Raw genomic sequence first — 12284 nt, 5'->3', positions numbered from 1 at the left:
GAGCAGGACGGCTGCGAAGTCGTGACACTTTGTGTCCCCTTCGTCTAGCGGTTAGGACTCCGCCCTTTCACGGCGGCAACAGGGGTTCGAATCCCCTAGGGGACGCCACTGCTTGGTGACAGGTGAAAGGTGTCTCCACAGAATATCTCAAAACTGACGGTAACGTCGTGTTTGAGATATTGCTCTTTAACAATCCGGAACAAGCTGAAAATTTGAAACGACGCGTCGTGTTCATTCTCCGTAATAAGAATGAAATGGCGATGCGTTCGGGTCTCTCAAATGCTTGCAGTCTGCAGCGTTGCAAAACGCCTGTGGGTTGTGAGGTTAAGCGACTAAGCGTACACGGTGGATGCCCTGGCAGTCAGAGGCGATGAAGGACGTGCTAATCTGCGAAAAGCGACGGTAAGGTGATATGAACCGCTACAGCCGTCGATGTCCGAATGGGGAAACCCAGTGTGTTTCGACACACTATCGTTAACTGAATACATAGGTTAACGAGGCGAACCGGGGGAACTGAAACATCTAAGTACCCCGAGGAAAAGAAATCAACCGAGATTCCCCCAGTAGCGGCGAGCGAACGGGGAGCAGCCCAGGACCTGAATCAGCTTGTGCATCAGTGGAAGCGTCTGGAAAGTCGCGCGATACCGGGTGACAGCCCCGTACACGAAGATGCATGAGCTGTGAGTCCGACGAGTAGGGCGGGACACGTGGTATCCTGTCTGAACATGGGGGGACCATCCTCCAAGGCTAAATACTCCTGACTGACCGATAGTGAACCAGTACCGTGAGGGAAAGGCGAAAAGAACCCCGGCGAGGGGAGTGAAACAGAACCTGAAACCGTGTACGTACAAGCAGTGGGAGCCTACTTGTTAGGTGACTGCGTACCTTTTGTATAATGGGTCAGCGACTTATATTCTGTAGCAAGGTTAACCGCATAGGGGAGCCGAAGGGAAACCGAGTCTTAATTGGGCGTTAAGTTGCAGGGTATAGACCCGAAACCCGGTGATCTAGCCATGGGCAGGTTGAAGGTTGGGTAACACTAACTGGAGGACCGAACCGACTAATGTTGAAAAATTAGCGGATGACTTGTGGCTGGGGGTGAAAGGCCAATCAAACCGGGAGATAGCTGGTTCTCCCCGAAAGCTATTTAGGTAGCGCCTCGTGAACTCATCTCCGGGGGTAGAGCACTGTTTCGGCTAGGGGGCCATCCCGGCTTACCAACCCGATGCAAACTGCGAATACCGGAGAATGTTATCACGGGAGACACACGGCGGGTGCTAACGTCCGTCGTGAAGAGGGAAACAACCCAGACCGCCAGCTAAGGTCCCAAAGTCATGGTTAAGTGGGAAACGATGTGGGAAGGCACAGACAGCCAGGATGTTGGCTTAGAAGCAGCCATCATTTAAAGAAAGCGTAATAGCTCACTGGTCGAGTCGGCCTGCGCGGAAGATGTAACGGGGCTAAACCATGCACCGAAGCTGCGGCAGCGACACTATGTGTTGTTGGGTAGGGGAGCGTTCTGTAAGCCGCTGAAGGTGTGCTGTGAGGCACGCTGGAGGTATCAGAAGTGCGAATGCTGACATAAGTAACGATAAAGCGGGTGAAAAGCCCGCTCGCCGGAAGACCAAGGGTTCCTGTCCAACGTTAATCGGGGCAGGGTGAGTCGACCCCTAAGGCGAGGCTGAAAAGCGTAGTCGATGGGAAACAGGTTAATATTCCTGTACTTGGTGTTACTGCGAAGGGGGGACGGAGAAGGCTAGGTTATCCGGGCGACGGTTGTCCCGGTTTAAGCGTGCAGGTGTGAAGACCAGGCAAATCCGGTCTTCTTTAACACTGAGGCGTGACGACGAGCCGCCACGGCGGTGAAGTAACTGATGCCCTGCTTCCAGGAAAAGCCTCTAAGCTCCAGGTAACACGAAATCGTACCCCAAACCGACACAGGTGGTCAGGTAGAGAATACCAAGGCGCTTGAGAGAACTCGGGTGAAGGAACTAGGCAAAATGGTGCCGTAACTTCGGGAGAAGGCACGCTGGCGCGTAGGTGAAGGGACTTGCTCCCGGAGCCGAGGCCAGTCGAAGATACCAGCTGGCTGCAACTGTTTATTAAAAACACAGCACTGTGCAAACACGAAAGTGGACGTATACGGTGTGACGCCTGCCCGGTGCCGGAAGGTTAATTGATGGGGTTATCCGCAAGGAGAAGCTCTTGATCGAAGCCCCGGTAAACGGCGGCCGTAACTATAACGGTCCTAAGGTAGCGAAATTCCTTGTCGGGTAAGTTCCGACCTGCACGAATGGCGTAATGATGGCCAGGCTGTCTCCACCCGAGACTCAGTGAAATTGAAATCGCTGTGAAGATGCAGTGTACCCGCGGCAAGACGGAAAGACCCCGTGAACCTTTACTATAGCTTGACACTGAACATTGAGCCTTGATGTGTAGGATAGGTGGGAGGCTTTGAAGCGCGGACGCCAGTCTGCGTGGAGCCAACCTTGAAATACCACCCTTTAATGTTTGATGTTCTAACGTAGGCCCGTTACCCGGGCTGCGGACAGTGTCTGGTGGGTAGTTTGACTGGGGCGGTCTCCTCCCAAAGCGTAACGGAGGAGCACGAAGGTTGGCTAATCCTGGTCGGACATCAGGAGGTTAGTGCAATGGCATAAGCCAGCTTGACTGCGAGAGTGACGGCTCGAGCAGGTGCGAAAGCAGGTCATAGTGATCCGGTGGTTCTGAATGGAAGGGCCATCGCTCAACGGATAAAAGGTACTCCGGGGATAACAGGCTGATACCGCCCAAGAGTTCATATCGACGGCGGTGTTTGGCACCTCGATGTCGGCTCATCACATCCTGGGGCTGAAGTAGGTCCCAAGGGTACGGCTGTTCGCCGTTTAAAGTGGTACGCGAGCTGGGTTTAGAACGTCGTGAGACAGTTCGGTCCCTATCTGCCGTGGGCGCTGGAGAATTGAGGGGGGTTGCTCCTAGTACGAGAGGACCGGAGTGAACGCACCGCTGGTGTTCGGGTTGTCATGCCAATGGCACTGCCCGGTAGCTAAGTGCGGAAGAGATAAGTGCTGAAAGCATCTAAGCACGAAACTTGCCCCGAGATGAGTTCTCCCTGACCCTTTAAGGGTCCTGAAGGGACGTTGAAGACGACGACGTTGATAGGCCGGGTGTGTAAGCGCAGCGATGCGTTGAGCTAACCGGTACTAATGACCCGTGAGGCTTAACCTTACAACGCCAGAGGCGTTTTGGTCTGAGAGACCGAAAGAATTTTCAGCTTTGTTCACCGGATTACGTCCAGTGGATTTTGTGCTGTGACAAGGCGGCACGCGAGACGACGTGAAGGAGCATACACGAGTATGTGACTGAGCGGCGCGAGCGGGGTAACGCAGTCAGAGCGCGAAAGACGCGGACGAAAACAGAATTTGCCTGGCGGCAACAGCGCGGTGGTCCCACCTGACCCCATGCCGAACTCAGAAGTGAAACGCCGTAGCGCCGATGGTAGTGTGGGGCCTCCCCATGCGAGAGTAGGGAACTGCCAGGCATCAAACCCGTGAAGAAGCCCCGGACGAGAGTCCGGGGCTTTTTTACGTCCGTACTCCGGCAAATTTCCCGCCAAAAACCGCGTGATTAGCGGTTTTTTAGCCATTGAACAATATACTCTGCAACCTGATCAGGCTGATTAATATCCAGCACCGGTACCTGAAGCGCTAACGCTTCATCCGTCGCAACGGCAATCACCCACTCGTCCAGTAATTCGTCAATTTCCCCCTTAACGCCGCGCCGCCATAGCACCATCCTGGGCACGGGTTCCTGTTTAAACCCCTCGACCAGCACCAGATCCAGCGATGCAGCGTCCATACGGCTTGCCAGCTGCGCTAAACTAAGCGGCTGTTGTGGCGTTTCACACATTAACGCCCAGCGTTGTTCGCTGGCGACGATCACCTGATCGGCTCCCGCTTTGCGCAGCAGATAACTGTCTTTTCCCGGCGTATCGATGTCCATCTGATGATGGGTATGCTTGATCAGCCCGGGGCGAATGCCCTGCGCTCTCAGTAGCGGAATCACCTGTTGTAACAGGGTGGTTTTGCCGGTGCCACTCCAGCCCACCACCGCCAGTAACGGCACACTCATCACGCACTTTCCTCATTAACCAAATCGTCAGGCGTATTGATATTGCGGAAGGCGGCTTCATCATCATCAAACAGTACGCCGTGTCCGCCATGTTCTCGCATAAACTGCATCAGACGACGTTCTCCGCGCAGCAGCCACGCTTCCAGATCATCGGCCAGCGCACGATGCACCAGGGCCAGCGCCGGATGATCACGCTGACCCGATGTCACCCACACGGCGGCGGCTGCACCACGCTGCTGCCACAGCCGTGCAACAAAATCCTGCGGTAGCCACGGCGTATCGCAGGCGCAAAACGCCACCCATTCGGTCTGGCTGTGCCGCAGGCCGCTGAGCATTCCTGCCAGCGGACCGGGATAATCAGGCAGCGAATCACGAATAACCTGACAACCACTTGCCTGATAACGATCAATGTTACGGTTGGCGCTAATCAACACAATATTGACCTGCGGCTGTAAACGCTGCAGAACGTGCTGATAAAGCGGTTTGCCCTGTAATGGCAGCAAGCCCTTATCCTGACCTCCCATACGGCTGCCTTGCCCGCCTGCGAGGATCACACCGGTAAATGCGGTCATCTTCGTCTCCCTGTTTATTCTGGACGATACTTAACTCGCGGTAGCGAACCACCTGCGCAAAGGAATCAATGATGAAATATCACCGACTCAATGAACTGCTCGAACTGCTGCAGCCTGCCTGGCAGCAAGAACCCGATCTCAACCTGCTGGCATTTTTACAAAAACTGGCGCAGGAATCAGGTTTCAGTGGCCCATTAAGTGAATTAAGCGATGACGTATTGATTTACCATCTCAAAATGCGTGATGCCGGTAGTCAGGCTGTGATCCCGGGTCTGAAGAAAGATTATGAAGTGGACTTCAAAAGCGCGCTATTACGTGCGCGCGGTGTGATCAAGGATGATGAGTAGTGTTATCCTTGCGCGTTCAACGCACAGGTAACACACAGGCACAATGATGAGCGAAGCCGCTTTTAATTTTCAGACGCTGAATCCCGACGTCATCCTCGATGCGCTCTGGGATGCCGGTCTGCGGGTCGAGTCCGGCTTAACCGCCCTGAACAGCTACGAAAACCGCGTCTATCAGTTCAGCGATGAGGATAAGCGACGCTATGTCGCTAAGTTCTATCGTCCGCAGCGCTGGAGCGCCGCGCAGATCGCTGAAGAGCATCGGTTTGCTCAGGATCTGCTGGACGATGAAGTGCCGGTTGCCGCACCGCTGGCGCTACAGGGCACTACGCTCAATCAGCACGCTGGCTTTATGTTCGCGGTGTTCCCCAGCCTCGGTGGCCGGCAGTATGAAACCGACAATGAAGAGCAGATGGAGTGGGTAGGTCGTTTCCTTGGCCGTATCCATCAAACCGGACGCCACAGCCCGTTCCGCCAGCGGCCCACTCTGGGCCTGCAGGAGTATGTGGTTGAGCCACGTCTGCAGCTGGAACAGAGCACGCTGGTGCCTGCCTCGCTGAAGGAGGCGCTACTGAAGGCGTTAGATAAACTCAGCGCCACGCTGCAGCAGAGCTGGCATAGCCAGTGGCAACCGCTCCGGCTGCACGGTGACTGCCATCCCGGCAATATTCTGTGGCGCGATGGGCCGATGTTTGTCGATCTCGATGACGCGCGCACCGGTCCGGCAGTGCAGGATTTGTGGATGCTGGTGAACGGCAGCCGTCAGGAGCAATTGATCCAGTGGGATATTTTGCTGGAAGCGTATAACGAATTTGGTGATTTCGATTTACACGAATTGACACTGATTGAGTCTTTACGCGCCATGCGCATGGTTTATTATCTGGCCTGGGTGGTATGCCGCTGGCAGGATCCCGCTTTTCCGCGCGCCTTCCCCTGGATGACCGATGAGGACTTCTGGCGCCGGCAGATTGCACTATTTATCGAGCAGGAAAGGCTGTTACACGAACCGCCGTTACAGCTTAGCCCGCAATTTTAATGAAGTACTCAGGAGATGTTCTCACGATGAAAAAGATTTGGTTTGCGCTGGTAGGTTTGATGCTGGCATTTAGCGCCTCAGCGGCACAGTTCAACGACGGTAAACAGTACGTTACGCTGCCAAAACCGGTCGCCGGTGAGCCGCAGGTTATGGAATTCTTCTCCTTCTTCTGCCCGCACTGCTACCAGTTTGAACGCATTTACCACGTCAGCGATGCGGTGAGAAAGAATCTGCCAGCGGATACCAAAGTGACCAAATATCACGTTGATTTTCTCGGCGGCGACTTCGGTCCGGTGGTCACGCATGCGTGGGCAGTGGCAATGGCGCTGGGTGTGGAAGATAAAGTGACCGCACCGATTTTCGACGGCATCCAGAAGACCCAGACCATTACCGACGCAGCCAGCCTGAAAGAAACCTTTATTAAAGCAGCGGGTATCACCTCTGAAGATTACGATGCAGCGTGGAACAGCTTCGCCGTGAAGGCGCTGGTCGCACAGCAGCAGAAAGCGGCCTCGGATGTTAATCTGCAGGGCGTACCGGCGATTTTCGTTAACGGCAAATACATGGTTAACAACGGCGGCCTGGACACCAGCTCAATGGATAACTTCGTGGCGGATTATGCCAACGTCGTGAAATTCCTGGTTGAGAAAAAGTAATTAAGCGCTGACAACGCGATGGCTTATGCTGTAGCGGCGCGGTTATCACCCGCCGCTACAGTGAAACCAACCCACACCATATCCTTAATTCACTAAGCCATTCATCCCTTACCGCCAGCGTTTTTTGATTACCCTTTCGCTTAATATCCACATAGACGATCGCCTTTTTAAAAAGGTGTTTCGTATCACGGCAAGATTATAACTGACTGATTGTAAAAGAATTTTAACCGTAAAATGATTGCAATTAACGTAAATAACAATACGTTATGAATTTTACGCACAAAGTTATCCACAAGATGATCCTTGCGATCCGCGCCGCGTAACCGCGAAAAAGATCCTCACTTTCTGCTGTTACTTCAACATTGTTCGCTGGTTGTGGCATCCTTATAACCCTGATTATCGCAACGAAGAAAATACAAACCTATGGCGCAAATTGCAGAAAATCCCCTGATTCTGGTAGATGGCTCTTCCTACCTCTACCGTGCATATCATGCCTTTCCGCCGCTGACCAACAGTGCGGGTGAGCCAACCGGCGCCATGTATGGTGTGCTCAACATGCTGAAAAGCCTGCTGATGCAGTATCAACCCAGCCATGTGGCTGTGGTCTTCGATGCCAAAGGCAAAACGTTCCGCGATGAGCTGTTTGAAAATTACAAATCGCATCGTCCACCGATGCCGGACGATTTACGCGCGCAAATCGCGCCGCTGCATGAAATGGTAAAAGCCATGGGGCTGCCGCTGCTGGCGGTGTCCGGCGTGGAAGCCGATGACGTGATTGGCACGCTGGCGCTGGAAGCGGAAAAGCAGGGGCGTGCGGTGCTGATCAGCACCGGCGATAAAGACATGGCGCAGCTGGTGACGCCGGGCATTACTCTGATTAACACCATGACCAACACCGTGCTCGGTCCGGAAGAAGTCGAGCAGAAATACGGAGTACCGCCTTCGCTGATTATCGATTTCCTCGCCATGATGGGCGACAGCTCGGACAACATCCCGGGCGTACCGGGCGTGGGCGAGAAAACCGCACAGGCGCTGCTGCAGGGGCTGGGCGGCATGCAATCCATCTACGACAACCTTGATAAAGTGGCCGGGCTCTCCTTCCGTGGAGCAAAAACCATGGCGGCGAAGCTGGAGCAGAATCGCGATGTGGCGTTTCTCTCCTACCAGCTGGCGACCATCAAAACCGATGTGGAACTGGAGCTGGCCTGCGAGCAGCTGACGGTTAACGAGCCTGACGTTGAAGCATTGCAGACGCTGTTCAGCCGCTATGAATTCAAACGCTGGCTAGCCGATCTGCAGGAAGGAAAATGGCTGCAGGGTAAAAAGAGTAATAGCCAGGCGCAGAAATCGTTGCCGGATGAACCCGTCGTGGCCGCAGCGGAAACGGTCAGCGTGCTGTCATCCGACGGCTATGTCACCATCCTCGACGAGGCGACCTTTGCCGACTGGCTGAAAAAACTGCAAAGCGCCGACGTGTTTGCTTTTGACCTGGAAACCGATTCGCTGGATACCCTGAGCGCCAATATTGTCGGCATTGCCTTCGCCGTGGCACCGGGCGAGGCCGCTTACCTGCCGGTGGCGCATGACTATCTTGACGCGCCACCGCAGCTGGATCGCGCCGCGGTGCTGAAGCAGCTGAAACCGCTGCTGGAGGACAGTAAAGCAGCGAAGGTCGGGCAGAATCTGAAGTACGATCGTGGCGTGCTGAAAAATTACGATATTGAGCTGAACGGCATCAAATTCGACACCATGCTGGAGTCTTACTGCCTGAACAGCGTCGGCGGCAAGCATGACATGGACAGCCTGGCGGCCCGCTGGCTTAACCACAAAACCGTCACTTTCGAAGAAATCGCCGGTAAAGGTAAAAATCAGCTCACCTTCAATCAGATCGCGCTTGAGCAGGCGGCGCACTATGCGGCAGAAGACGCTGACGTCACGCTGCAGCTGCACTTGCAGATGTGGCCGAAGCTGGAGCAGGAAGCTGGTCCGAAACAGGTATTCGAGGCGATTGAGATGCCGCTGGTGACGGTCATTTCCCGCGTAGAGCGCAACGGTGTGCTGATCGATCAGAACATCCTCGCGAAACATTCGCAGGAGCTGACCACGCGTCTGGCCGAGCTGGAGCAGAAGGCGCACGAGCTGGCCGGCGAGCCTTTCAACCTCTCCTCCACCAAACAGCTGCAAACCATTCTGTTTGAGAAGCAGGGGATTAAGCCGACGAAGAAAACGCCGGGCGGCGCGCCATCGACCAGTGAAGAAGTGCTGGCTGAGCTGGCGCTCGACTATCCGCTGCCGAAAGTGATTCTTGAGCATCGCGGCCTGTCAAAGCTGAAATCCACTTACACCGATAAGCTGCCGCAGATGATCAATCCGATCACCGGCCGGGTACACACCTCTTATCACCAGGCGGTGACGGCCACCGGACGACTCTCCTCGACCGACCCGAACCTGCAAAACATTCCGGTGCGCAACGAAGAGGGACGGCGCATCCGTCAGGCGTTTATTGCGGGCGCGGATAAGCGCATCGTGGCTGCCGACTATTCGCAGATTGAGCTGCGAATTATGGCGCACCTGTCGCAGGACAAAGGCCTGCTGGATGCGTTTGCGCAGGGTGAGGATATCCACCGCGCCACGGCGTCTGAAGTGTTTGGTGTGGCGCTGAGCAAGGTTTCCGGTGAGCAGCGCCGCAGTGCGAAAGCAATCAACTTCGGACTGATTTATGGCATGAGCGCATTTGGTTTGTCGCGTCAGCTGAACATTGGTGCCGGCGAAGCGAAGAAGTACATGGATCTCTACTTTGAGCGCTATCCGGGCGTGCTGCGTTATATGGAAGCGACGCGCGCGCAAGCCGCGGATAAGGGATACGTCGAGACGCTGGATGGTCGTCGTCTGTGGCTGCCGGACATCAACTCCAGCAATGCCATTCGCCGTAAAGCTGCCGAACGTGCGGCGATCAACGCACCGATGCAGGGCACCGCAGCGGACATCATCAAACGTGCCATGATCGCCGTTGACGGCTGGCTGCTGCAGCAGAACAGTGACGAGGTGAAAATGATCATGCAGGTACACGATGAACTGGTATTTGAGATCCACAAAGATGCCGTCGCAGGTGCCAGCCAGACGATCCGCGAACTGATGGAGAACAGCATGAAGCTGGATGTACCGCTGCAGGTTGAAGTGGGAACCGGCGATAACTGGGATCAGGCGCACTAAGGGCCTGCTGCCCGCCACAGATGCTGGTGGCGGGTAGCGTCATAAGAAAAAAGTTTACTTAATCGGTTCAGCCGGTCATCAAAACTGCCGGTAAAATACAGGTTAAGTAACTGCTTATCGGCTAAGCATTTTTTTGGTAATTAAACTACATGCCCTGCGCGAAAATGTGACGAAGCTGGTAAAAAAGATGTCGAATTCTGAAACTTAACAACAAAAAACCCTTTGTTGGTCAGAAAAAATCGGGTAAAGTTCATCGCGTAGGGTACAGAGGTAAGATGTTCTATCTTTCAGACCTTTTACTTCACGTAATCGGATTTGGCTGAATATTAGCCGCCCCAGTCATTTATGACTGGGGCGTTTTTTATTGGGCTTTTTCTGAAAAAAAGCGGACGCAAAGGCCCGCTCTGGCGCTATTCTGACAGCGCTTCACCGTCGCCTTCCTGCGCCGGAGTCAGCTCGCTAAACCAGGTATCAAGTTTCTGACGCAGCTTATCGACGCCCAGTTTTTTTAGCGATGAGAACATCTCGACCTGGACATCGCCCATAAATGCCAGCGATGCCTCACGCACCATGTTCAACTGCGCTTTACGGGCACCGGAAGCCAGCTTGTCGGCTTTAGTCAGCAGAATCAAAACCGGAATACCGCTCTGCACCGCCCATTCAACCATTTGCTGATCGAGATCTTTAAGCGGATGGCGGATATCCATCAGCACCACCAGTCCTTTCAGGGCCTGACGTTTCTGCAAATATTCACCCAGCGCGCGCTGCCATTTACGCTTCATCTCTTCCGGGACTTCCGCATAACCGTAACCTGGTAAATCCACCAGGCGTTTGCCTTCCACCACTTCAAACAGGTTAATCAGCTGCGTGCGGCCTGGTGTTTTACTGGTACGCGCCAGGCTTTTCTGGTTGGTCAGGGTATTCAGCGCGCTGGATTTGCCTGCATTTGAGCGCCCGGCAAAGGCAACTTCAATGCCCGTATCCGCCGGTAGATGACGAATATCCGGCGCGCTGAGCATGAAATGGGTGACGTGATAGTTCAAAGCAGACAATGTAAAACTCCAGCAGAATGATCGGGCAATGGCGCTGATTATACCTGTTATGGCGCAAAAGTGCCCGACAGGCGTCTTAACGCGCCATTTTGTAAGAGATCGCCGCTAACAGCTACCAGTGATGACGGATTCATGCAACATTCATTCATTATATTACTGTTTATTTTCATGGTCTTACGCTAAATATGAAAAAGACCGCTCTAAATTAGAGACAAGTCTCACTTGTTCAATTTACTGTTTGGTCTACATTTGTTGTCAGTGCACGGCAGCACCCATCAGGATGATGAGCTCAGGAGCGTCGGGGATGACCGCGAGCATGGCAGGAGAGCGATTCAGGCAGGAATCGGACAGGGACAGGGATTACTCGCAGGAGCGATGTGGCGATGGAGCAACCGGGACGTTGTGAGCCGTAAAGGATTTGACGCGTGTTTCCTTCATATGAAGGTGCGAAATAAGGCGATAGCACAGGCTATCGCCTTTTTTCTTTGTCATCTTTCTGCTAGATTTCGCCGCAATTCTATACTGAACTCACCAGGCATCGCCGAGACCGAACACATGAAGCAACCTGCACCAGCCCAGCGTGGCAAACTTGCTGCTAAAGCGAAACGCAAATCGCGTGAAGAACTGAACCAGGAAGCCCGCGATCGCAAGCGCGATAAAAAGCACAGCGGCCACAAATCCGGCAGCCGCGCCAACCCGGAAACGCAAAGCGCCGGTAAAGGGCACAGCAAAAAGAGCGCCGATCCGCGCGTGGGCAGCAAAAAGCCGGTCGCGCTGGTGGCGGACGGCAAAACCCTGCCCGAGAAGAAAGTGGCGAAGCCAAAGCCCAAAGCCGAAAAAGTGCGTCTGACGCCGCAGGAAGAGCTGGCGAAGCTGGAGAACGATGAGCGTCTCGACACGCTGCTCGATCGCCTTGAGAGCGGCGAAACCCTGAGCGCAGAAGATCAGGCGTGGCTGGATGAGACGCTGGATCGCATCGACGAGCTGATGGAAACGCTGGGCATTGCGCTGGACGACGACGCCGAAGATGAGCAGGCAGAAGAGGATATGATGCGCCTGCTTAAGGGCCACTAACCGCCATTTTTGATCGGCATGCGGCTTTGCGCATGCCGCGCTAAACAGGTATTCACCTATGTTTTGGCCTGGATCAATTTTAGCGCTGCTGCTGACATGTTATCTGCTGTGGTTATTGTTTAAACTACGCCGCCTGTCGCGGCTGAAATCGCGCTTACGGCGGCGTTCCGCCCAGCGCTTCGTCTCCTCTTCTGCCACGCGACCCG

Annotated in this window: 9 protein-coding genes, 1 tRNA gene and 2 rRNA genes; 9 read left to right on the top strand and 3 right to left on the bottom strand. The window is 54.4% G+C overall.

All coding sequences use genetic code 11. From position 1 onward, the window contains the following. Positions 1–33 precede the first annotated feature (33 nt). The 3 genes from K7H94_RS18435 to rrf all read left to right on the top strand — a co-directional run bounded on the left by K7H94_RS18435 (position 34) and on the right by rrf (position 3541). Positions 34–108 (top strand) — tRNA-Glu (locus K7H94_RS18435). A gap of 214 nt (positions 109–322) precedes the next feature. After that, positions 323–3228, top strand: a 23S ribosomal RNA gene (locus tag K7H94_RS18430). A gap of 197 nt (positions 3229–3425) precedes the next feature. After that, a 5S ribosomal RNA gene (gene rrf / locus K7H94_RS18425) occupies positions 3426–3541 on the top strand. An 86-nt stretch (positions 3542–3627) separates the two neighbouring features. Here rrf and mobB read toward each other — a convergent pair. Continuing rightward, complete coding sequence (gene mobB, locus K7H94_RS18420) at positions 3628–4131, bottom strand: molybdopterin-guanine dinucleotide biosynthesis protein MobB (RefSeq protein ID WP_222951451.1); 504 nt, start codon at positions 4129–4131, stop codon at positions 3628–3630. Then, entirely contained in the window at positions 4131–4703 is a 573-nt protein-coding gene (gene mobA / locus K7H94_RS18415) for a molybdenum cofactor guanylyltransferase MobA (protein ID WP_021507127.1), read from the bottom strand. Before mobA ends, mobB begins: the two co-directional genes overlap by 1 nt. Positions 4704–4774: 71 nt before the next feature. On the opposite strand from mobA, the gene K7H94_RS18410 reads away from it, so the two are divergent. From K7H94_RS18410 to spfP, 5 genes are all read left to right on the top strand, one after another. Beyond that, positions 4775–5050 carry a YihD family protein gene (locus K7H94_RS18410; RefSeq protein ID WP_021313943.1) on the top strand — a complete coding sequence of 92 codons (276 nt, stop codon included), beginning with the start codon at positions 4775–4777 and terminating at the stop codon, positions 5048–5050. Positions 5051–5096: 46 nt separating this feature from the next. Further along, positions 5097–6083: a serine/threonine protein kinase gene (locus K7H94_RS18405; protein WP_222952067.1), complete on the top strand. Its 987-nt coding sequence runs from the start codon at positions 5097–5099 to the stop codon at positions 6081–6083. 26 nt (positions 6084–6109) lie between these two features. Next, the gene (gene dsbA / locus K7H94_RS18400) at positions 6110–6739 is read left to right on the top strand and encodes a thiol:disulfide interchange protein DsbA (RefSeq protein ID WP_021507125.1); all 630 of its coding nucleotides are present in this window, start codon (positions 6110–6112) and stop codon (positions 6737–6739) included. A gap of 423 nt (positions 6740–7162) precedes the next feature. Then, complete coding sequence (gene polA / locus K7H94_RS18395) at positions 7163–9952, top strand: DNA polymerase I (RefSeq protein WP_059011683.1); 2790 nt, start codon at positions 7163–7165, stop codon at positions 9950–9952. A 275-nt stretch (positions 9953–10227) separates the two neighbouring features. Beyond that, entirely contained in the window at positions 10228–10275 is a 48-nt protein-coding gene (spfP, locus tag K7H94_RS23365; protein ID WP_071892919.1) for a small protein SpfP, read from the top strand. Positions 10276–10362: 87 nt separating this feature from the next. Here the strand turns inward: spfP and yihA are convergent, their stop codons facing one another. After that, positions 10363–11004, bottom strand: a complete 642-nt coding sequence (yihA, locus tag K7H94_RS18390) for a ribosome biogenesis GTP-binding protein YihA/YsxC (protein WP_222951450.1) — start codon at positions 11002–11004, stop codon at positions 10363–10365. A gap of 555 nt (positions 11005–11559) precedes the next feature. Between yihA and yihI the strand changes: the two genes are divergently transcribed. Continuing rightward, positions 11560–12078 carry a Der GTPase-activating protein YihI gene (yihI, locus tag K7H94_RS18385; protein ID WP_222951449.1) on the top strand — a complete coding sequence of 173 codons (519 nt, stop codon included), beginning with the start codon at positions 11560–11562 and terminating at the stop codon, positions 12076–12078. Positions 12079–12284: the final 206 nt, after the last annotated feature.

It is taken from the genome of Pantoea dispersa, from assembly GCF_019890955.1.
Lineage (GTDB): Bacteria > Pseudomonadota > Gammaproteobacteria > Enterobacterales > Enterobacteriaceae > Pantoea > Pantoea dispersa.
This window is presented reverse-complemented; position numbering and strand designations above follow the sequence as displayed.